The sequence below is a fragment of the Pseudomonas sp. 9.2(2024) genome (genome assembly GCF_039695385.1).
Lineage (GTDB): Bacteria > Pseudomonadota > Gammaproteobacteria > Pseudomonadales > Pseudomonadaceae > Aquipseudomonas > Aquipseudomonas paraglycinae.
On the sequence record NZ_CP155585.1, the window covers coordinates 5,870,205 to 5,892,945 of the forward strand.

A 22,741-nucleotide genomic window follows, 5' to 3' on the forward strand; every position below is an offset into this window, starting at 1 on the left:
ATGAGCGAATTCAAACGTATCCCCCCGGAACAGGCCCAGGCCCTGCGCGAGCAAGGTGCTGTGGTCGTCGACGTCCGTGACCCGGCAACATTTGCCGCACTGCACATCAGCGGCTCGAAGCATCTGGATAATCATTCCCTCCATGCTTTCATCCAGGGCGCCGACCTCGATGCACCCACCGTCGTGGTCTGCTACCACGGCAACTCGAGCCAGGGTGCTGCGGCGTACCTCGTGAGCCAGGGCTTCTCCGACGTCTACAGCATGGACGGCGGCTTCGAACTGTGGCGTACGACTTTTCCTGCGGAAACCGCGCAAGGCACCTCCGAATAATTTTTTTGTAACGTGCAGGCCCCGGCTCCCGCGGGCTTGCGCGGTGGCAGACGAACGGTCTGCCACAACTAATTACGTATCTCGCCTTTACCTCCCGAATTCCCAACTATCCTTAAGCCCAGGCCATCCAAAACAGGGGAGAGCCGGTACACCGGCGCACGGGTCATCGGGAGTGACTTTCGCGATTGTCGATCGCGAAAGTGTTCTGGGGGGTAAACAACAGCTGCCATCGCAGCTGCTTGCCAGCATCGACTGAGTGATCCGGCGTCGGCTCCACGTATCGAGCGAGGTGACGTCATGAGTATCTTTAGCCACTTCCAACAACGCTTCGAGTCCACACGCCAGGAAGAATTCTCCCTGCAGGAGTACCTGGAACTGTGCAAAAAGGATCGCAGTGCCTACGTTTCCGCCGCCGAGCGTCTATTGCTGGCCATCGGCGAACCGGAACTGCTCGACACCTCGACCAACTCGAGACTGTCGCGCATCTTTTCCAACAAGGTGATCCGTCGCTATCCGGCCTTTGAAGACTTCCACGGGATGGAAGAATGCATCGACCAGATCGTGTCGTATTTCCGTCATGCCGCTCAGGGCCTGGAAGAGAAGAAACAGATCCTCTATCTGCTCGGCCCTGTCGGCGGCGGCAAGTCGTCCCTGGCCGAGAAGCTGAAACAGCTCATCGAAAAAGTGCCCTTCTATGCGATCAAGGGCTCGCCGGTATTCGAATCGCCACTGGGTCTGTTCAACGCCACCGAAGATGGCGCGATCCTCGAAGAAGACTTCGGCATTCCACGGCGCTACCTGAACACCATCATGTCGCCATGGGCCACCAAGCGCCTGGCCGAATTCGGCGGCGACATCAGCCAGTTCCGTGTGGTCAAACTGTACCCGTCGATCCTCAACCAGATCGCCGTGGCCAAGACCGAACCGGGTGACGAAAACAACCAGGACATCTCCGCGCTGGTGGGCAAGGTCGATATCCGCAAACTCGAAGAATTCCCGCAGAACGACGCCGACGCCTACAGCTACTCCGGTGCGCTGTGCCGGGCCAACCAGGGCCTGATGGAATTCGTCGAGATGTTCAAGGCACCGATCAAGGTGCTCCACCCATTGCTGACCGCCACTCAGGAAGGCAACTACAACAGTACCGAAGGCCTTGGCGCGATTCCGTTCACCGGGATCCTGCTCGCCCACTCCAACGAATCGGAGTGGCACACCTTCCGCAACAACAAGAACAACGAAGCCTTCATCGACCGGATCTACATCGTCAAGGTGCCGTACTGCCTGCGCGTCAGTGACGAGGTGAAGATCTACGACAAGCTGCTGTTCAACAGCTCCCTGGCCAAGGCGCATTGCGCGCCGGACACCCTGAAGATGCTGGCGCAGTTCACCGTGCTGTCCCGCCTGAAGGAGCCTGAAAACTCCAACATCTACTCCAAGATGCGGGTGTATGACGGCGAAAACCTCAAGGACACCGATCCGAAGGCCAAGTCGATCCAGGAATACCGCGATGCAGCGGGCGTCGACGAAGGCATGAACGGTCTGTCGACCCGGTTCGCGTTCAAGATCCTGTCCAAGGTCTTCAACTTCGATCCCCATGAAATCGCCGCCAACCCGGTACACCTGCTCTACGTGCTGGAACAGCAGATCGAACAGGAACAGTTCCAGGCCGAGACCCGGGAACGCTATCTGCGCTACCTGAAAGAGTACCTGGCACCGCGTTATATCGAATTCATCGGCAAGGAGATCCAGACCGCCTACCTCGAGTCTTACAGCGAGTACGGCCAGAACATCTTCGACCGCTACGTGCTGTATGCGGACTTCTGGATTCAGGATCAGGAATACCGCGATCCGGAAACCGGCGAGATCCTCAACCGCGTCGCCCTCAACGAGGAGCTGGAAAAAATCGAGAAACCGGCCGGCATCAGCAATCCGAAGGATTTCCGAAACGAAATCGTCAACTTCGTGCTGCGCGCCCGGGCCAACAACAACGGCAAGAACCCGACCTGGCTCAGCTACGAAAAACTGCGGGTGGTCATCGAGAAGAAAATGTTCTCGAACACCGAAGACCTGCTGCCAGTCATCAGCTTCAACGCCAAGGCCAGCAAAGAGGATCAACAGAAGCACAACGACTTCGTTACACGAATGGTCGAACGCGGCTACACCGACAAACAGGTACGACTGCTCTCCGAGTGGTACCTGCGGGTCAGAAAATCACAGTAAACCGCGGCCGGTCAGACCGGTTGTCGTCAGCCCGAGGCCTGTGCCTGCATTTTCTGCTACACAGGCCTCTGGAAGGTGTTCGAAAGGCGGTAGCGAGGTTCAGGCAGCACCCAAAGCGCTTGGGGGAGCGTGTACGTCCCTTGGCATTCGGTTCAATGCTGCATGACCGCTCGCCCCTTTGCAGGACAGCTTCTAAGGAGCAGTCATGAGCTATGTGATCGACCGACGTCTCAATGGCAAGAACAAGAGCACGGTGAACCGTCAGCGCTTCCTGCGGCGTTACCGTGACCACATCAAGAAGGCTGTCGAAGAGGCGGTCAGCCGGCGTTCCATCACCGATATGGAACACGGCGAGCAGATCAGCATTCCCGGTCGCGATATCGACGAACCGGTGCTTCACCATGGTCGCGGCGGCAAGCAGACCGTGGTTCACCCCGGCAACAAGGAATTCACCGCTGGCGAACACATCGCCCGTCCGCCGGGAGGCGGCGGAGGCCGAGGGCCGGGCAAGGCCGGCAACTCCGGCGAAGGCATGGACGAGTTCGTCTTCCAGATCACCCAGGAAGAATTCCTCGAATTCATGTTCGAGGACCTCGAACTGCCCAACCTGGTCAAGCGCAACCTGACCGGCACCGACACCTTCAAGACCGTACGTGCGGGGATCAGCAACGAGGGCAACCCGTCGCGGATCAACATCATCCGTACCCTGCGTTCGGCCCACGCCCGGCGCATTGCGCTCTCGGGCAGCAGCCGCGCCAAACTGCGCGAGGTCAAAGAGGAACTGGCGCGACTCAAACGCGAAGAACCCGACAACTTCGGCGACATTCAGGATCTCGAGGCGGAAATCGAGAAACTAAGTGCGCGTATACATCGGGTGCCGTTCCTCGATACTTTCGACCTCAAGTACAACCTGCTGATCAAGCAGCCAAACCCCAGCTCGAAGGCCGTGATGTTCTGCCTGATGGACGTCTCCGGCTCCATGACCCAGGCGACCAAGGACATCGCCAAGCGGTTTTTCATCCTGTTGTACCTGTTCCTCAAGCGGAACTACGACAAGATCGACGTGGTGTTCATCCGCCACCACACCAGCGCCCGTGAAGTGGACGAAGAGGAGTTTTTCTATTCCCGCGAAACCGGCGGCACCATCGTTTCCAGCGCCCTGAAACTGATGCAGGAGATCATGGCCGAGCGCTATCCGAGCAATGAATGGAACATCTACGCCGCGCAGGCTTCCGACGGCGACAACTGGAACGACGACTCGCCGATCTGCCGCGACATCCTGATCAACCAGATCATGCCTTTTGTGCAGTACTACACTTACGTGGAGATCACCCCGCGCGAACATCAGGCCTTGTGGTACGAGTACGAACGCATCGCCGAAGCCTTTTCCGACACTTTTGCCCAGCAGCAACTGGTCTCGGCCGGGGATATCTATCCGGTCTTCCGTGAACTCTTCCAGCGCAGGTTAGTGACATGACCGCCAAGACCGCCAAAGAGCAGAAGCGCCAACCCATTTCCACAGGCTCGGAATGGACTTTCGAGCTGATCCAGACGTACGACCGTGAAATCGCCCGTATCGCGGCCCGTTATGCTTTGGATACCTACCCCAACCAGATCGAAGTGATTACCGCCGAGCAGATGATGGACGCCTACGCTTCGGTTGGCATGCCGCTGGGCTATCACCATTGGTCCTACGGCAAGCACTTCCTCAGCACTGAGAAATCCTACAGCCGCGGGCAGATGGGGCTGGCGTACGAGATCGTGATCAACTCGGACCCGTGCATCGCGTACCTGATGGAAGAAAACACCATCTGCATGCAGGCACTGGTGGTTGCGCATGCCTGCTACGGCCACAACAGTTTCTTCAAGGGCAACTATCTGTTCCGCACCTGGACCGACGCCAGTTCGATCATCGATTACCTGGTGTTCGCCAAGCAGTACATCATGCAGTGCGAGGAGCGCCACGGGATTGATGCCGTAGAGGATCTGCTCGATTCCTGCCACGCCCTGATGAACTACGGTGTCGACCGCTACAAACGTCCGTACCCGATTTCCGCCGAGGAAGAGCGGCGTCGGCAGAAGGATCGCGAAGAACACCTGCAGAAGCAGATCAACGACCTGTGGCGCACCATTCCCAAAGGCGCAGACAAGTACAGCGACAAGGACAACGCACGCTTTCCGGCCGAGCCACAGGAAAACATCCTGTATTTCATCGAGAAGCACGCGCCATTGCTGGAGCCTTGGCAGCGCGAGATCGTGCGGATCGTGCGCAAGATCGCCCAGTATTTCTATCCACAGCGCCAGACCCAGGTGATGAACGAAGGCTGGGCGACGTTCTGGCACTACACGCTGATGAACGACCTGTACGACGAAGGCCTGGTGACCGACGGCTTCATGATGGAGTTCCTGACGTCCCACACCAGCGTGGTGTTCCAGCCGGGGTTCGACAGCCCTTATTACAACGGCATCAACCCATACGCACTGGGCTTTGCGATGTATCGCGACATCCGTCGCATGTGCGAAGAGCCTACGGAAGAAGACCGCCGCTGGTTCCCGGAAATCGCCGGCAGCGACTGGCTGTCGACCATCAAGTTCGCCATGAGCAGCTTCAAGGATGAGAGCTTCATCCTGCAGTACCTGTCACCCAAGGTGATCCGCGACCTGAAACTGTTCAGCATTCTCGATGACGACCAGAAGGACGATCTGCTGGTGCCTGCGATCCATGACGAGGGCGGCTACAGGATCATTCGCGAAACGCTCGCAGCGCAATACAACCTCGGCAATCGCGAACCGAACGTGCAGATCTACAGCATCGACCGCCGCGGCGACCGCTCGCTGACTCTTCGCCACCAGCAACACGACCGCAAACCGCTGGGCGATTCCACCGAGGAGGTCCTGAAACACCTGCACCGGTTGTGGGGCTTCGACATTCATTTGGAAACCCTGCAAGGCGACCAGATCATGAAGACCCATCACGTTCCGCCTCGTAGCGAACACAGCGAGGGGGATTACGGTCGACTCGACCTGGCCGTCATTCATCTTTGATCCCGTTCAGGCCTCCGAAAGTCCGGCGCAAGAGTTATCCTGTCGGGCCAACGGAGGTTTTTTATGCAGATTTACAAGGTCGGCGGTGCGGTACGTGATCGCCTGCTGGGCAACCCGGTCACCGATATCGATTGGGTGGTGGTCGGCGCGACCACAGAAGAAATGCTCGCCAAGGGGTTTCGCCCGGTCGGCGCGGACTTCCCGGTTTTTCTTCACCCGAAAAGCGGCGAGGAGTACGCCCTCGCCCGCACCGAGCGCAAGAGCGGTCGCGGTTATGGTGGTTTCACCTTTCACGCCAGCCCCGAGGTCACACTTGAAGAAGACCTGATCCGCCGTGACCTTACGATCAACGCCATGGCTGAGGATGATCAGCAAAATCTGACCGACCCCTACCACGGCCAGCGCGATCTCGAAGAACGGATTCTGCGTCACGTTTCCCCCGCGTTTGCCGAAGATCCGCTCAGGGTTCTGCGCGTTGCGCGCTTTGCTGCCCGCTACGCGGAGCTTGGTTTCAAGGTGGCGCCCGAGACATTGGAGCTGATGCGTCAGCTCAGCGAATCGGGTGAGCTGGAAGCCCTTACGGCCGAACGCAGTTGGAAAGAGATTTCCCGCGCACTGATGGAAGATCAGCCCCAGGTTTTCATTCAGGTGCTGCGCGATTGCGGCGCCTTGAAGGTGCTGATGCCAGAGGTCGATGCCTTGTTCGGCGTGCCGCAACCGGAAGCCCATCACCCGGAAATCGACAGCGGCATCCACACCCTGAGCGTGCTTGAGCAGTCAGCCCTGCACAAGCAGCCGTTGACCGTGCGCTGGGCCTGCCTGCTGCACGACCTCGGCAAAGGCCTTACTCCAGAGGAGGAATGGCCACGACACATCGCCCATGAGCACAAAGGCCTGAAGTTGATCAAAGCCGTCAACGAGCGCTTCAAGGCACCGAAGGACTGTCAGGAACTGGCCTTGCTGGTCGGCCAATATCACACCCACGGGCATCGCGCCCTGGAGCTGAAGGCTTCGACCTTGCTCGAGTTGCTGCAAAGCTTTGACGTTTACCGTCGGCCACAGCGTTTCGAAGAGTTCATCGTCGCGTGCGAGATGGATGCCCGAGGCCGCAAAGGGCTCGAACAACGCAGTTATCCACAGGCGGATTACCTGCGCGGCGCGGCCAATGTGGCACGCGGCGTGGCGGTGCAGCCGTTGCTGGAAAAGGGATTCAAAGGCCCGGAACTGGGCGAGGCACTCAAGCGCGAACGGCTCAAGGCGTTGAAGGCTTACAAGGAATCGGCGGCGTCCTGAAACACCCGATCCGCCCTCACGAGGGCGGATCAAACCATTCAAGACAGATCTGAAGGCGTGAGCTGAATACCGCGCCATTCAAATCCGACCGGCGCCAGCACCTGATCGATCTGCGCCTCGGCCCACAATGCGGCAAAGCTTTTTCCTGCACCGGGATGCACCCGATCCGGCGCAATCAGCGACAGCGGCCACAGCACAAAAGCATTTTTCAGGATTTCCGCACGAGGCAGGATCAGCCCGTCGAAATTGCCGGCCAGATCGCCGTACAGCAACACGTCGATATCCAGCGGCAAGCCCTTGCGATCCGGCGCATAACGACCGTTGTCCGCTTCAATGAACTTCAAACGGCGATCCAGCTCGATCAACGGCAGATCGGTGAACGCCGACACCACGAAGTTGAAGAACGGCCCGCTCTTGATTCCCACCGGCTGGCTTTCGAACACAGGCGAACAGCGTATATCCACCAGAAACGTGGACAAGGCATCCAGACCGGCCTGCAAATGGGTTTCGCGCTCGATATTGCTACCGAGCCCGAGATAGACCTGGGTCAGCGGCATCCGCGCTCGATCTCCACACCCACACCACCCTTGGCGGCCGGCACGGCACCTGGCTTGGTCAGTTTCAGGCGCACCCAGGTGATCTTGAATTCATTCATCAGCACTTCAACCAGACGCTCGGCGAAGGTCTCGACCAGTTGATACCGGGATTGCTCGGCAAAGGCCTGGATCCGTGTGGACACACTGGCGTAATCGAGCGCCAGGGTCAGGTCGTCACCGGCGGCGGCCGGGCGATTGTCCCAGGCGAAGCTCAAATCAAGACGCAGGCACTGTCGGATGCCGCGCTCCCAGTCGTAGGCACCGATCACGGTGTCGACTTCCAGGCCCTCGATAAACACTCTGTCCAAGCACTTTTCTCCGCTGCACGACAAGGGCGCAATGCGCCGTTAGAATCAGGGCGTCCTCGCCCGGAATAGTTAGCATGTTTTGGTTACTGGCGATCCTCGCCTACCTGCTCGGCTCTCTGTCCTTCGCCATTTTGCTCAGCCGCCTGACCGGAAATCCGGATCCGCGAATGAGTGGCTCGGGTAATGCCGGCGCCACCAACATGCTGCGCCTGGCCGGACGCAAACTCGCGATCCTGACCCTGCTGGGTGATCTGTGCAAAGGCCTGCTGCCGGTGCTGATCGCTTCGGCAATGGGCCTTTCGCTGCAGGATCAGGCGTGGATCGGCGTCTGCGCCGTGATCGGTCACCTGTTCCCGTTGTACTTCCGCTTTCGCGGTGGCAAGGGTGTTGCCACGGCGGCCGGCATGCTGCTGGGCCTGTATCCACCCGCCGCGCTGCTGGCCGTGTGCGCCTGGTTGCTGACGTTCTACCTGACCCGCACCAGCTCGCTGGCGGCGTTGATCGCTACACCCCTGACACTGCCGTTGCTGGCCTGGCAGGAACCGGCGGCGCTGTTGCCGATGAGCACGCTGACACTGCTGATCGTCTGGCGCCATCGGGGCAATCTACGCGACCTGTTCGCCGGGCGCGAACGGCATTTTTAAATACCGCATGTGAGCGCTGCTTATCACAGCGCTGACAATTGCTCCATCGGCCAGCGCGCCTGCACGCTGATCGCCAGGCTTTCCTGCTGGCCGGCCTGCAAACGCTGGCAGCCGGCAAACGCAATCATTGCGCCGTTATCGGTGCAAAACTCGGGACGGGCATAGAACACATCGCCCTTCATGTCGCCGAGCATCTTCTCCAGCGAAACACGCAGCGCCCTGTTGGCACTGACGCCTCCGGCGATCACCAGACGCTTCATGCCGGCCTGCTTCAGGGCACGCTTGCACTTGATGGTCAAAGTCTCCACCACGGCCTGCTGGAACGCCAGCGCGATGTCGCAACGGGCTTGCTCGCTGTCGTCCCCGGCGCTGACGCATTGCTGCCAGGTGTTGAGGGCGAAGGTCTTCAGGCCGCTGAAGCTGAAATCCAGACCCGGGCGATCACACATCGGACGCGGGAAGGTGAAACGTCCTGCGACACCCTTCTCTGCCAGCTTGGCGATTTCCGGTCCGCCCGGATAATTCAGGCCCATCATTTTTGCAGTCTTGTCGAAAGCTTCGCCCGCGGCATCGTCCAGCGTTTCACCGAGCAGGCTGTATTGGCCGATGCCATCGACCTGAACCAGCTGCGTATGACCACCAGAGACCAACAAAGCGACGAACGGGAATTCCGGCGGTTTTGGCTCCAGCATCGGCGCCAGCAAGTGGCCTTCCATGTGATGCACGCCGAGCGCCGGGATGCCCCAGGCAAACGCCAGCGCCTGGGCGCATGAGGCCCCCACCAGCAGCGCCCCGACCAGGCCGGGACCCGCGGTGTAGGCGATGGCGTCGATCTCGGTCGGCACGCAGCCGGCTTCGGCCAGCACCTGACGGATCAAAGGCAGCATGCGCTTGACGTGATCGCGCGAGGCCAGCTCCGGTACCACGCCGCCATAGACGCGGTGCAGGTCGACCTGACTGAACAACGCGTCGGCCTGCAGGCCGCGCTCACTGTCGTATAAAGCGACGCCGGTTTCGTCGCAGGAAGTTTCTAATCCCAGTACTAGCATGGGTTTGCGCCTTGTTTAGGCTGAATTCGAAGGCGCGCATAATAGTCGCCGCGTGATGCCCCGACCAGCGGTTTTCGATCAGAGGCTTTGCATTCCGAGCGATGAGGGGTTAACATCCGCAACCCTTAAAAACCGACGTCTTCAAGTGCTCTTTTGCCGCGAGGATGTTGACCCCGGTAATGAATGAAGGTAGCTCTGGATGCCAGCCGTCAAAGTTAAAGAGAACGAACCCTTCGACGTAGCTCTGCGTCGTTTCAAGCGCTCCTGCGAAAAAGCCGGTGTACTGGCTGAAGTTCGTAGCCGCGAATTTTACGAGAAGCCAACTTCTGAGCGTAAGCGCAAGGCAGCTGCTGCTGTTAAGCGTCACGCCAAGAAAGTTCAGCGCGAACAGCGCCGCGCCGTTCGTCTGTACTAATACACAGACGATCGTAGCAAGCTTCTGCCAAGCCCGGCCCTCAGCCGGGCTAATGGCATTTGCGTAAAACGCTTGATGCTTCACCGTCGAAGCCGCAGATGCGACCGAGACAAACCCGCTTCACCGCGTCAGGCCTGGCTCTTTTGCCAGCGGTGCACGTCTTTTCTGACGAGCCTTTCAAGGCTACTGACGAGCACACCCACTGATTCCTCTTACGACGATCAGCCCAAGGCACCTGCTTGCGTGCCCGCTTCATGAGCTATCCGAGGCCGATTACAGGCCGTCAGCGGATTCAGCGCAACATTTTCGAATAGTCGAAGACTGATGAGTACTAACGTCAGTGGATTTTCGGCAGATACACTTCCCGACAGCGATTACGCAAACGACACCGGTCGAGCCGCACCACGTGCGCGCATCACTCAATGACCCGCGTCCGGCAGACTTTCGCATCGGATCCATTACAGCGCAGACGAGAACGCCATGGCCGGGCTGATTCCCCAGAGCTTCATTGACGACCTTCTGAACCGCACCGACATCGTCGACGTGGTCAGCTCGCGCGTGCAATTGAAGAAGGCCGGTAAAAACTACACCGCCTGCTGCCCGTTCCATAAAGAGAAGACCCCGTCATTCAGCGTCAGCCCCGACAAGCAGTTCTATTACTGCTTCGGCTGCGGCGCCGGCGGCAACGCCCTCGGCTTTCTCATGGATCACGACAATCTGGACTTCCCCCAGGCCGTCGAAGATCTGGCCAAGGCCGCCGGCATGGAAGTGCCGCGAGAAGAAGGCGGCCGCTCGAACAAGCCGCGCCAGCCGACCGATTCACCGCTGTACCCGCTGCTCACCGCCGCTGCCGACTTTTATCGGCAGGCGCTCAAGAGCCACCCGGCACGCAAGGCAGCAGTGGATTACCTCAAGGGTCGTGGCCTGACCGGCGAAATCGCCCGGGACTTCGGTCTCGGATTCGCACCGCCGGGCTGGGACAACCTGTTCAAACACTTGAGCAGCGACACCTTGCAGCAGAAAGCCATGATCGACGCCGGCCTGCTGATCGAGAACGCCGAAACCGGTAAACGCTATGACCGCTTCCGCGATCGCGTGATGTTCCCGATCCGCGACACCCGTGGACGGATCATTGCTTTCGGCGGTCGAGTGCTCGGCGACGACAAGCCAAAGTACCTGAACTCGCCGGAAACCCCGGTCTTCCATAAAGGCCAGGAACTCTACGGCCTGTACGAAGCCCGCAAGAACAATCGCAACCTCGACGAAATCATCGTCGTCGAGGGCTATATGGATGTCATCGCTCTAGCCCAGCAAGGCCTGCGCAATGCCGTCGCGACACTCGGCACCGCCACCAGCGAAGAACACCTCAAGCGTCTGTTTCGCGTAGTGCCGAACGTACTGTTTTGCTTTGACGGCGACCAGGCTGGCCGCAATGCCGCCTGGCGCGCACTCGAAGCCACACTGCCCTGCCTGCAGGACGGGCGCCGTGCACGCTTTCTGTTTCTGCCTGAAGGCGAAGACCCGGATACGTTGATTCGCGCCGAAGGCACAGACGCCTTCCGCGCCCGGATCAATCAGCACGCACAGCCGCTGGCGGACTACTTCTTCCAGCAACTGACCGAAGAAGCCGACCCGCGTTCGCTGGAGGGCAAGGCCCACATGGCCACCCTCGCAGCACCATTGATCGACAAGGTCCCAGGCGCCAATCTGCGCATCCTGATGCGCCAGCGCCTGACCGAGATCACCGGTCTGAGCAGCGAAAGCGTCAGCCAGCTGGCCCAGAGCGCTCCTCAGGAAGCACCGCCGGCCTATGACCCGGGCATCGATTACGACGCCATGCCGGACTACAGCGACTACCATCAGCCGCAGGCACAGGACATGTATGTGCCGCAGCAGGAATGGACGCCGAAAAAAACCGGCGCCGGCGGCAAGAAATGGGACAAGAAACCGTGGGACAAAAATGGCAAGCGTGGCGGTGATCGCGATCAGCCGCGTGCCCCACGCGTGCCGGCCGCCGTCGAACCTCCGACCCTGGCCGCTCTGAGAACCTTGCTGCATCACCCGCAACTGGCGGAAAAGGTCGAGGACGCCGGGCACTTCGCGGACGAGAACCAGACCAACGCACAGCTGCTGGTGGCACTGCTCGAAGCCGTGCAGAAGAATCCCAAGCTAAACTCATTTCAGTTGATCGCGCGATGGCACGGAACCGAACAGGGTCGCCTGCTCAAGGCGCTGGCGGAAAAGGAATGGCTGATTGACGGAGACAACCTTGAACAACAGTTTTTCGACACCATTACTAGCTTGTCAGCCCGCCAACGCGAGCGAAATCTGGAACAACTGCTCAGGAAAGCGCGTCAAAGCGAACTGAGCGCCGAAGAGAAAAATCAACTGCGCGACCTTTTAAGTCGCAATGTTTCCGCATCAAACCCGACCTCAACTGGCGCGTGAGGTCATAGCTCAGGTATAATCCTCGGCTTGTTTTTTGCCCGCCAAGACCTTCAGTGGATAGGGTGTTATGTCCGGAAAAGCGCAACAGCAGTCTCGTATTATTGAGTTGATCAAACTGGGTCGTGAGCAGAAGTATCTGACTTACGCCGAGGTCAACGACCACCTGCCCGAGGATATTTCAGATCCGGAGCAGGTGGAAGACATCATCCGCATGATTAACGACATGGGGATCCCCGTACACGAGAGTGCTCCGGATGCGGACGCCCTTATGCTGGCCGACGCCGATACCGACGAGGCCGCTGCGGAAGAAGCAGCCGCTGCGTTGGCGGCGGTGGAGACCGATATCGGTCGCACCACTGACCCGGTGCGCATGTACATGCGTGAAATGGGTACGGTCGAGCTTCTGACTCGTGAAGGCGAAATCGAAATCGCCAAGCGTATCGAAGAAGGCATCCGTGAAGTGATGAGCGCCATCGCGCACTTCCCTGGCACGGTTGACCATATTCTCTCCGAGTACACTCGCGTCACCACCGAAGGTGGTCGCCTGTCCGACGTTCTGAGCGGTTACATCGACCCGGATGACGGCATTGCGCCGCCTGCCGCCGAAGTACCACCGCCGATCGACGCGAAAGCGGCGAAAGCGGATGACGACTCCGAGGACGATGACGCCGAAGCTTCCGATGACGAAGAAGAAGCCGAAAGCGGTCCGGATCCGGTCATTGCCGCACAGCGCTTCGGTGCTGTCGCCGACCAGATGGAAATCACCCGCAAGGCCCTGAAAAAGCACGGTCGTCACAACAAGGCGGCAATTGCCGAACTGTTGGCTCTGGCTGAGCTGTTCATGCCGATCAAACTGGTGCCGAAGCAATTCGAAGCACTGGTCGAGCGTGTTCGCAGTGCCCTGGATCGTCTGCGTCAGCAAGAGCGCGCGATCATGCAACTGTGCGTACGTGATGCACGTATGCCACGCGCCGATTTCCTGCGTCAGTTCCCTGGCAACGAAGTCGACGAAAGCTGGTCCGACGCCTTGGCCAAAGGCAAGAGCAAGTACGCCGAAGCCATTGCCCGCGTGCAACCGGACATCATCCGTTGCCAGCAGAAGCTGACCGCGCTGGAAACCGAGACCGGCCTGACCATCGCCGAGATCAAGGACATCAACCGTCGCATGTCGATCGGTGAGGCGAAAGCCCGCCGCGCGAAGAAAGAGATGGTTGAAGCGAACTTGCGTCTGGTGATCTCCATCGCCAAGAAGTACACCAACCGTGGCCTGCAATTCCTCGATCTGATCCAGGAAGGCAACATCGGTCTGATGAAAGCGGTGGACAAGTTCGAATACCGTCGTGGTTACAAGTTCTCGACTTATGCCACCTGGTGGATCCGTCAGGCGATCACTCGCTCGATCGCCGACCAGGCCCGCACCATCCGTATTCCGGTGCACATGATCGAGACGATCAACAAGCTCAACCGCATTTCCCGCCAGATGTTGCAGGAAATGGGTCGCGAACCGACCCCGGAAGAGCTGGGTGAACGCATGGAAATGCCTGAGGACAAGATCCGCAAGGTATTGAAGATCGCCAAAGAGCCGATCTCCATGGAAACCCCGATCGGTGATGACGAAGACTCCCATCTGGGTGACTTCATCGAAGACTCGACCATGCAGTCGCCAATCGATGTCGCCACTGTTGAGAGCCTGAAAGAAGCGACCCGCGAAGTGCTGTCCGGCCTTACTGCCCGTGAAGCCAAGGTACTGCGCATGCGTTTCGGTATCGACATGAACACCGACCATACGCTCGAAGAAGTCGGCAAACAGTTTGATGTGACCCGTGAGCGGATCCGTCAGATCGAAGCCAAGGCGCTGCGCAAGCTGCGCCACCCGACGCGAAGCGAGCATCTGCGCTCCTTCCTCGACGAGTGATACCAGAACCCCCGGCCCAGGCCGGGGGTTTTGTTTTTAGCGCAGATTAAATACCTCGCACCGCCCTCCCCCCGCGCACAGCCCGTCTACACTCGAAACATTCCCCCGAGCCATAACGAGACCGTTATGCCCAGACTGGCGTCCGTGCTTTTTTTGCTGTCACTGATGATCTGGACCGCAACGGCTGACGCGCTGACTCTGACCGATGAAGAACGTCGCTGGCTGGCGGCTCACCCGGACTTGCGCCTGGGTGTGGATGCGTCGTGGCCGCCCTTCGAGTTCCGCGACGACCAGAACCGCTATCAGGGTCTGGCAGCGGACTATATCGATGTGATTCGCCAGCGCCTGGCGATCAAACTCACCCCCATCGAGCCGGTGAGCTGGACCGTGGTGCTCGAACAGGCGAAAAACGGCACGATCGACCTGCTGCCGGGCATCATGTCCACCCCGGAACGCCAGAGTTACCTGTCATTCACCCGCCCTTATCTCGACTTTCCGATCGTCATCCTCGCCCACGTCGGCGGCCCGCAACCGCGCAAGCTCGAGGATCTTTACGGCCTGAAGATCGCCGTAGTCGAAAACTACGCACCCCACGAACTGTTGCGCACACATCACCCCGACCTGAACCTGGTGGCGATGCCCAACGTCAGCTCCGCATTGCAGGCCCTGGCTACCGATGAAGTCGACGCGGTGGTCGGCGATCTGGCCTCCAGTGTCTGGAGCCTGCGCCAGCTCAAACTGGATGGTTTGTATGTCAGCGGCGAAACCCCTTATCGCTACCAGCTGGCGATGGGCGTCCCCCGGGACAACAAAATGCTGGTGGGGATTCTCGACAAGGTGCTGGCCGACATGTCCCCGGAGGAAATCAGCAGCATTCAGGAGCACTGGGTCGGCAACGTCCTCGATCACCGGACATTCTGGTCGGATCTGCTGGTTTACGGTTTACCGGGGCTATCGCTTCTGGTCATCGTCCTGGCAGTGGTGATCCGCATCAACCGGCGCCTGAGCTCGGAAATCGCCCGACGCATCGACCTTGAACAGGAACTGCGCAGCAGCGAATACCACTATCGCGGGCTGGTGGAGAGTCTCTCAGCCATCGCCTGGGAAGCGCGGATCAGCGATTTCACCTACAGCTATGTTTCGCCCCACGCCGAGGATCTGCTCGGCTATCCGCTGTCCCATTGGCTGATTCCAGGCTTTTGGCGCAACATCATTCACCCTGCCGATCTGACTCGTGCCCAGAGCTTCTGCGATCACGAAGTGCTGGCCGGGCGCGATCACAGTCTCGATTACCGCGTCATCACCGCAGACGGCCGTTGCTTGTGGGTACGCGACATCGTCAGCCTGATCGAACACGGCCACGAACCGGTGATGCGCGGCCTGATGATCGACATCAGCGAAACCAAACGCACCGAAGAGGCGTTGCGCCTGTCGGAACAGAAATTCGCTTCGGTATTCCAGCAATGCCCGGACATTCTGGTCATCGCCCGGCTCTCCGACGGCTGCCTGCTGGAGGTCAACGAAGCTTTTGAAGAACAGATCGGGCTCAAGGCCGAAGAAGTGATTGGCCAGACAGCCACCGAACTCAACATCTGGGGCATTCCAGGGGTTGGCCCGGGCCTGCTTCAGCGCCTGCAAGCCGGCAGCATTCGCAACCTGGAGATGCCCTTTCGTCGCAGCAATGGCCAGGTGTTTACCGGGCTGATTTCCGCCGAGCCCTTCGAGCTCGACACGACACCGGCGCTGGTCGTGGTGGTGCGCGACATTACCCAGCTCAAGGAAACCCAACAGCAACTGCAAACCTCCGAAGAAAAGTTCGCCAAGGCCTTCCACGCCTCGCCGGACGGCCTGCTGTTGTCGCGCCAGAGCGATGGCCTGCTGCTGGAGGTCAACGAAGGTTTCAGTCGTATCACCGGTTTCAACAGCGCGATGTCGGTGGATCGCTCGGCGCTGGACCTGGGAATCTGGGTCAACCTCAACGAACGCAAGCAAATGCTCGACCTGCTGCACCGCGACGGTTTTGTCCGCGATTTCAGCTGCCACATCCGCCGCAGCGACGGGCAGATCCGCCTCTGCGAAGTGTCCAGCCGTCCGCTACCGATCGGCGACGAAGACTGCATGCTGACCATCGCCCGAGACATCACCGAGCGCCACCTCATGCAGGAAAAGCTGCAACAGGCTGCGACCGTGTTCGAAAGTACTGCCGAGGGCGTGCTGATCACCGACACCCAGCAACACATCAGCGCCGTGAACCGGGCCTTCACCGAAATCACCGGTTACAGCGAAAGCGAAGCGCTCGGTCATACCCCGCGCCTGCTGGCCTCCGGACTGCACGACAGCGCGTTTTACGCGGCGATGTGGCATCAATTGACTGACGAAGGCCATTGGCAGGGCGAAATCTCCAACCGGCGCAAAAATGGCGAGCTGTACCCGAGCTGGCTGACCATCAGTGCCGTGCGCAACCGCGACAAGTTCATCACTCACTTCGTAGCGGTGTTCGCCGATATCTCCAGCCTCAAGCACGCCCAGGCCAAGCTCGACTATCAGGCGCATCACGACCCGCTCACCGGCCTGCCAAACCGCACGCTGTTCGAAAGTCGCCTGCTGATGGCACTCAACAGTCAGCAGGAAAACGGCGGTCAGGGCGCAGTGCTGTTCCTCGACCTCGATCGTTTCAAGCACATCAACGACAGCCTCGGTCACCCGGTCGGCGATTTGCTGCTCAAGGGCATCGCCGTGCGCCTCAAGGAGCAACTGCGCGACATCGACACCGTCGCGCGTCTGGGTGGCGACGAATTCATCATTCTGCTGCCTGGCCTGCAGCAGCCCGGCGATGCAGACAACATCGCCACCAAACTGCTGAACTGCTTTGGCGCACCGTTCCAGGCTGGCGAGCACGAGTTTTTCATCAGCGCCAGCATCGGCACCAGCCTTTACCCGCGCGACGGCTGCGATGTCGCGACCCTGATCAAGAACGCGGACGCAGCGATGTACCGTTCCAAGGCCAAGGGCCGCAACCGGGTCGAAAGCTACACCCGCGATCTCACCGCGCAGGCCAGCGAGCGTGTGGCGCTGGAGCACGAACTTCGCCGGGCTATTGAGCGCGAGGAGCTGTACCTCTATTACCAACCGAAAATCAGCCTCGACGATCACAGCCTGGTCGGCGCCGAAGCCTTGATCCGCTGGCGCCACCCGAACTTCGGCGATGTGCCGCCGGAGCACTTCATCCCGCTGGCGGAAGAGAACGGGATGATTCTGCAAATCGGCGACTGGGTGCTGGAAACCGCCTGCCGGCAGATGTTCGAGTGGGGCCAGATCTATGAATCTCTCGGCCCGCTGTCGGTGAACCTCGCCGGCGCACAACTGCGCCAGCCGAACCTGCTGGGACGCATCGAGCAACTGCTCAAGGACAACCGCCTGCGGCCGGAATTACTGCAACTGGAAATTACCGAAAACTTCATCATGAGCCAGGCTGAAGAAGCGCTGGCGGTGCTGCATCAGCTCAAACACCTGGGTGTGCAACTGGCCATCGACGACTTCGGCACCGGTTATTCCTCGCTGAGTTACCTCAAGCGCCTGCCTCTGGACATCCTCAAGATCGACCAGTCTTTCGTTCGCGGACTGCCCGACGACCCGCACGACGCGGCGATCGTCCGCGCCATCATCGCCCTGGGCCGCAGCATGCAATTCACCGTGATCGCCGAAGGCGTGGAAACCCAGGCCCAGCAACAATTCCTCGCCGCCGAAGGCTGTGAACAGATTCAGGGCTACATCGTCAGCCTGCCGCTGCCACCAGAAGAGTTTGCCGCGACGTTTCTTCGCATAGCCGTATCAGATTTTTCGGATAGCACAGCCGAGAAACCGTCGCTATAATCCGCGGCCTACTGAGGGCCTATAGCTCAGTTGGTTAGAGCAGAGGACTCATAATCCTTTGGTCCACGGTTCAAGTCCGTGTGGGCCCACCAAACATGAAAAAGCCGCGCTTATGTGCGGCTTTTTCGTTTCTGTCTTTCCCGCCACGAGGCCGTCGTCCCATCTCCCTTCAAAGCGTGCGACTTCTGAAAGCGTAAACAGGGCTTGCCCCATGCCCGTCTAAATCGACAACTAACCATTTCGTTACACCATATGTCCTGGCACCCAAAGCCGAGGCTCATCTGATGATTCGAAAAAGGAATTTTTATGGTTGATGTCACTCGCCGTTCGCTGATGGGAATCGCCGCAGCACTCCCCCTGCTCGCGCAGTCATCCTGGGGGCAGGCGCAACGTCAGGATGCACCGGCACCAGTACCCGGCGATGAGGTACTGATCAATTTCAACGAGAGCCCCTGGGGACCGGCGCTCGCCGCCCGACAGGCGATGCAGGAAGGTATTGCACTGTGCGGGCGTTATCCCTACAAGATCCAGTACCGACTCAACGCTCTGTTTGCCCGCCAACAAGGCATACCGGAGGAATATGTTCAGACTTTCTGCGGCTCCAAACTGGCCTTGCAGCATGCGGTTCACGCCTTCACTCGACAGGGTAGCCTGGTCGTTGCGTCGCCCTCTTATGAAGACCCTGTCGAGGCGGCTCGCGGCAGACAGGTCGCGGTCCACGAGATAGCACTGAATCCTGATCATGCCCATGATCTTCCACACATGCTGGCGGCCGATCCGCAGGCGGGACTGATCTACGTCTGCAATCCGAATAATCCGACCGGTACTGTGACGCCACACGCAGATATCCTGCTCGCGCTGGCGAACAAGCCAAAAGGAACGATTCTGTTGGTGGACGAGGCCTATATCGACTTCTCGAATGCGCCGACCTGCATTCCGCTGGTCAAGGATCATCCCGAACTGATGGTGCTGCGAACTTTCTCGAAAATCTATGGCATGGCAGGCGCCCGTCTGGGTATCGCGATAGCCAACCCCGCCCTGCTGGAGCAACTGGAGGTGTTCGGCAATTACAACGTGCCGGCGGCCCCTTCGCTGTTGGGCGGCATAGCCAGTCTCGAGGACACGCAGTTGCTGCCACAGCGCAAGCACACCAACACGAGGCTGCGTGACGAGACAATCACCTGGCTGACCGCTCGCGGTTTTCGCTGCACGGTGTCGCAGGCCAACTGCTTCATGGTCGACGTGAAACGTTCTGCCAGGGAGGTGGTGCAGGCGTTGGCCGATCGCCGGGTCAAGGTGGGCCGGGTATGGAAAGAGTGGCCGACGTGGATTCGGGTCAGCGTTGGTACGGAAGACGACATGCGACGGTTTCGTGAGGCATTTGCCAGCGTCTGATATCAAGACAGTCCCTATGGAAAACCGCGCGAGTATCGCCCACAAGCTTACCGCCGGCCGAGCCTGTAACATGCGCAACCAAAGATCCGCGCCCATGGAGACGCCCCTTGTCCGACATCCGCCCACCCGTGCTTGATGAAATTGACCGACAGTTGATAGCGGCCCTGCAAATCAACGCCCGCGAGAGCGTGGCGATGCTGGCCCGGCAATTGGGGATCGCCCGCACGACCGTGACTTCGCGACTGGCGCGTCTGGAAAAGGCCAAGGTCATCACTGGCTACGGCGTGCGTCTGGGTCAGCGTGTCGTGGATGGCGGCTTGCAGGCTTACGTCGGAATCAAGGTGCAGCCACGCTCCGGCAAAGAGGTGTTGCGCCGGTTGAGCGCGATGGCTCAGGTGCAGCAATTGTGCGCTGTTAGTGGTGAATTCGATTATGTGGCGTGGCTGCGGACCGATTCGCCGGAGCAGCTCGATCAGCTTCTGGATCAGATCGGCAGCGTAGACGGTGTGGAGAAGACCACGACGTCGATCATCCTCAGCAGCAAGATCGATCGCGGGCATCCAGTTTGACCATCGCTTTCGTCATATCGCAGTACTAACGCTCAAAACGACGACATTTTGCGTCTTATTAACGTGTTCTACGCTCCCTAGAATGGCTGGCATCTTTTCCTATACTCAGACGCGCATCCAGCGTCGGGTCGCCAGCAAGGTCAGCCATGAACAAGAACAATCGCCATCCTGCAGACGGTAAGAAACCGATCACCATTTTCGGTCCGGACTTTCCTTTCGCCTTCGACGACTGGATCGAACACCCGGCCGGCCTGGGTAGCATTCCCGAGCACAACCACGGTGCCGAAGTGGCAATCGTGGGTGCTGGCATCGCCGGTCTGGTGGCGGCTTATGAGCTGATGAAACTCGGCCTGAAACCCGTAGTGTACGAGGCCTCGAAGCTTGGCGGTCGCCTGCGCTCCCAAGCGTTCAACGGCACTGACGGCATCGTCGCCGAGCTCGGCGGCATGCGCTTCCCGGTGTCGTCCACCGCGTTCTATCACTACGTCGACAAGCTCGGCCTCGAAACCAAGCCCTTCCCCAACCCGCTGACGCCGGCCTCCGGCAGCACCGTGATCGACCTGGAAGGCAAAACCCATTACGCACAGAGCCTGAAGGATCTTCCTGCACTGTTCCAGGAAGTGGCTGACGCCTGGGCCGACGCTCTGGAGGCCGGTTCGCAGTTCGCCGATATCCAGCAAGCGATTCGCGACCGTGACGTGCCACGCCTCAAGGAGCTGTGGAACACTCTGGTTCCGCTGTGGGACGACCGCACCTTCTACGACTTCGTTGCCACCTCGAAAGCCTTCGCCAAACTGTCGTTCCATCACCGCGAAGTGTTCGGCCAGGTCGGTTTCGGTACCGGTGGCTGGGACTCGGATTTCCCCAACTCGATGCTGGAAATCTTCCGCGTCGTGATGACCAACTGCGACGATCACCAGCATCTGGTGGTCGGCGGCGTGGAGCAAGTGCCACAAGGCATCTGGCGTCATGCGCCGGAGCGCTGCGTGCACTGGCCGCAAGGCACCAGCCTGAAATCGCTGCACCACGGCGCACCGCGCTCCGGGGTGAAGAAAATCGCCCACGCACCTGACGGACGTTTCGCGGTCACCGACAACAACGGCGACACCCGCGAATACGCCGCCGTACTGACCACCTGCCAGAGCTGGCTGCTGACCACCCAGATCGAATGCGACGAAAGCCTGTTCTCGCAGAAGATGTGGATGGCGCTGGACCGCACTCGCTACATGCAATCGTCGAAGACCTTCGTGATGGTCGACCGCCCGTTCTGGAAGGACAAGGACCCGGAAACTGGCCGTGACCTGATGAGCATGACCCTCACCGATCGCCTGACCCGTGGCACCTACCTGTTCGACAACGGCGACGACAAGCCGGGCGTGATCTGCCTGTCGTACTCGTGGATGAGCGATGCGCTGAAGATGCTCCCGCACCCGGTGGAGAAACGCGTGAAACTGGCGCTGGATGCGCTGAAGAAGATCTACCCGAAAGTCGACATCGCCGCGCGGATCATCGGCGATCCGATCACCGTGTCGTGGGAAGCCGACCCGCACTTCCTCGGCGCGTTCAAGGGCGCCCTGCCCGGCCACTATCGCTACAACCAGCGCATGTACGCGCACTTCATGCAGGACGACATGCCGCCGGAGCAGCGCGGGATTTTCATCGCCGGCGACGACGTGTCGTGGACCCCGGCCTGGGTCGAAGGCGCGGTACAGACCTCGCTCAACGCGGTGTGGGGAATCATGAAGCACTTCGGCGGGTCCACACATAAAGAGAACCCCGGCCCGGGTGATGTGTTCAAAGACATCGGCCCGATCGCCCTGCCCGAGTAAGAGGAATCCCCGATGCGTGTAGCCCTTTACCAATGTCCACCGCTGCCACTGGAACCCGCCGCCAACCTTCAGCGCTTGCATCAACTGGCGATGGAGGCCAAAGGCGCCGACCTGCTGGTGGTGCCGGAGATGTTCCTGACCGGCTACAACATCGGCAAGGAGGCGGTTGCGACATTGGCCGAGGTCTATAACGGCGAATGGGCGCAGCAGGTTGGGCGAATCGCCAAAGCTGCCGGCCTGGCGATTCTCTACGGTTATCCTGAGCGCACCGCCGAAGGACAGATCTACAACGCTGTGCAGTTGATCGATTCGAACGGCGAGCGCCTGTGCAATTACCGCAAGACGCATCTGTTCGGCGATCTGGACCGTTCGATGTTCAGCCCCGGCGATGGCGAGTTTCCCATCGTCGAGCTCAACGGCTGGAAGCTCGGTTTCCTGATCTGCTACGACCTGGAGTTCCCGGAAAACGCCCGGCGCCTGGCCCTTAAAGGCGCCGAGCTGATTCTGGTGCCGACGGCGAACATGATTCCTTTTGATTTCATTGCCGATGTTTCCGTGCGCTCCCGCGCCTTCGAAAACCAGTGCTACGTGGCTTACGCCAACTACTGCGGCCACGAAGGCGACATTCATTACTGCGGGCAAAGCAGCATTGCCGCGCCGGATGGCAGCCGCATCGCCCAGGCCGGACTGGACGAAGCCTTGATCGTCGGTGAGCTGGATCGCCAGTTGATGGTCGACTCGCGCAACGCCAACCGCTACTTCAACGACCGCCGCCCCGAACTTTACGACGCGCTCAACAAGCGCTAATCCGC

At 59.7% G+C, this 22,741-nt stretch carries 17 protein-coding genes and 1 tRNA gene; 15 read left to right on the forward strand and 3 right to left on the reverse strand.

Annotation, left to right across the window (positions count from 1 at the left end; all coding sequences use genetic code 11):
- The 5 genes from glpE (at position 1) to ABFB52_RS26640 (ending at position 6,888) form a co-directional block, all read left to right on the forward strand.
- Entirely contained in the window at positions 1-330 is a 330-nt protein-coding gene (gene glpE / locus ABFB52_RS26620; RefSeq protein ID WP_085746591.1) for a thiosulfate sulfurtransferase GlpE, read from the forward strand.
- 297 nt (positions 331-627) lie between these two features.
- Positions 628-2,550, forward strand: a complete 1,923-nt coding sequence (locus tag ABFB52_RS26625; protein WP_007959909.1) for a PrkA family serine protein kinase — start codon at positions 628-630, stop codon at positions 2,548-2,550.
- Positions 2,551-2,755: 205 nt separating this feature from the next.
- The gene (locus tag ABFB52_RS26630; protein WP_007959907.1) at positions 2,756-4,027 is read left to right on the forward strand and encodes a YeaH/YhbH family protein; all 1,272 of its coding nucleotides are present in this window, start codon (positions 2,756-2,758) and stop codon (positions 4,025-4,027) included.
- A complete protein-coding gene (locus ABFB52_RS26635) occupies positions 4,024-5,595 on the forward strand; it encodes a SpoVR family protein (protein ID WP_011336213.1) in 1,572 nt (523 codons plus the stop codon). Before ABFB52_RS26630 ends, ABFB52_RS26635 begins: the two co-directional genes overlap by 4 nt.
- A 63-nt stretch (positions 5,596-5,658) precedes the next feature.
- The gene (locus ABFB52_RS26640) at positions 5,659-6,888 is read left to right on the forward strand and encodes a multifunctional CCA addition/repair protein (RefSeq protein ID WP_129972178.1); all 1,230 of its coding nucleotides are present in this window, start codon (positions 5,659-5,661) and stop codon (positions 6,886-6,888) included.
- A 38-nt stretch (positions 6,889-6,926) separates the two neighbouring features.
- Here ABFB52_RS26640 and folK read toward each other — a convergent pair whose 3' ends face one another.
- Entirely contained in the window at positions 6,927-7,445 is a 519-nt protein-coding gene (gene folK, locus ABFB52_RS26645) for a 2-amino-4-hydroxy-6-hydroxymethyldihydropteridine diphosphokinase (protein ID WP_102718003.1), read from the reverse strand.
- The gene (folB, locus tag ABFB52_RS26650; protein ID WP_085697719.1) at positions 7,436-7,792 is read right to left on the reverse strand and encodes a dihydroneopterin aldolase; all 357 of its coding nucleotides are present in this window, start codon (positions 7,790-7,792) and stop codon (positions 7,436-7,438) included. Before folB ends, folK begins: the two co-directional genes overlap by 10 nt.
- Positions 7,793-7,866: 74 nt before the next feature.
- Between folB and plsY the strand changes: the two genes are divergently transcribed.
- Positions 7,867-8,436 carry a glycerol-3-phosphate 1-O-acyltransferase PlsY gene (gene plsY, locus ABFB52_RS26655; RefSeq protein ID WP_007959895.1) on the forward strand — a complete coding sequence of 190 codons (570 nt, stop codon included), beginning with the start codon at positions 7,867-7,869 and terminating at the stop codon, positions 8,434-8,436.
- A gap of 23 nt (positions 8,437-8,459) precedes the next feature.
- Here plsY and tsaD read toward each other — a convergent pair whose 3' ends face one another.
- Positions 8,460-9,485, reverse strand: a complete 1,026-nt coding sequence (gene tsaD / locus ABFB52_RS26660) for a tRNA (adenosine(37)-N6)-threonylcarbamoyltransferase complex transferase subunit TsaD (RefSeq protein ID WP_129972179.1) — start codon at positions 9,483-9,485, stop codon at positions 8,460-8,462.
- A gap of 199 nt (positions 9,486-9,684) precedes the next feature.
- Between tsaD and rpsU the strand changes: the two genes are divergently transcribed.
- The 9 genes from rpsU (at position 9,685) to ABFB52_RS26705 (ending at position 22,736) form a co-directional block, all read left to right on the forward strand.
- Positions 9,685-9,900 carry a 30S ribosomal protein S21 gene (gene rpsU / locus ABFB52_RS26665; protein ID WP_002551877.1) on the forward strand — a complete coding sequence of 72 codons (216 nt, stop codon included), beginning with the start codon at positions 9,685-9,687 and terminating at the stop codon, positions 9,898-9,900.
- A gap of 480 nt (positions 9,901-10,380) precedes the next feature.
- A complete protein-coding gene (gene dnaG, locus ABFB52_RS26670; RefSeq protein WP_085746595.1) occupies positions 10,381-12,348 on the forward strand; it encodes a DNA primase in 1,968 nt (655 codons plus the stop codon).
- Positions 12,349-12,415: 67 nt separating this feature from the next.
- Positions 12,416-14,263, forward strand: coding sequence for an RNA polymerase sigma factor RpoD (rpoD, locus tag ABFB52_RS26675; RefSeq protein WP_102685691.1), 1,848 nt, complete (start codon positions 12,416-12,418; stop codon positions 14,261-14,263).
- 126 nt (positions 14,264-14,389) lie between these two features.
- Positions 14,390-18,136, forward strand: a complete 3,747-nt coding sequence (locus tag ABFB52_RS26680; protein ID WP_129972180.1) for a bifunctional diguanylate cyclase/phosphodiesterase — start codon at positions 14,390-14,392, stop codon at positions 18,134-18,136.
- 15 nt (positions 18,137-18,151) lie between these two features.
- Positions 18,152-18,228, forward strand: a tRNA-Ile gene (locus ABFB52_RS26685).
- Between the two features lie 214 nt (positions 18,229-18,442).
- On the forward strand, positions 18,443-19,531 hold the full coding sequence (locus ABFB52_RS26690) for a pyridoxal phosphate-dependent aminotransferase (protein ID WP_085746598.1): 1,089 nt from the start codon (positions 18,443-18,445) through the stop codon (positions 19,529-19,531).
- Positions 19,532-19,638: 107 nt separating this feature from the next.
- A complete protein-coding gene (locus ABFB52_RS26695; protein WP_064599860.1) occupies positions 19,639-20,100 on the forward strand; it encodes an Lrp/AsnC family transcriptional regulator in 462 nt (153 codons plus the stop codon).
- A 146-nt stretch (positions 20,101-20,246) separates the two neighbouring features.
- On the forward strand, positions 20,247-21,929 hold the full coding sequence (locus tag ABFB52_RS26700; protein WP_085746599.1) for an NAD(P)/FAD-dependent oxidoreductase: 1,683 nt from the start codon (positions 20,247-20,249) through the stop codon (positions 21,927-21,929).
- Between the two features lie 12 nt (positions 21,930-21,941).
- Entirely contained in the window at positions 21,942-22,736 is a 795-nt protein-coding gene (locus ABFB52_RS26705) for a carbon-nitrogen hydrolase family protein (protein ID WP_129972181.1), read from the forward strand.
- The last annotated feature ends 5 nt before the right edge of the window (positions 22,737-22,741 follow it).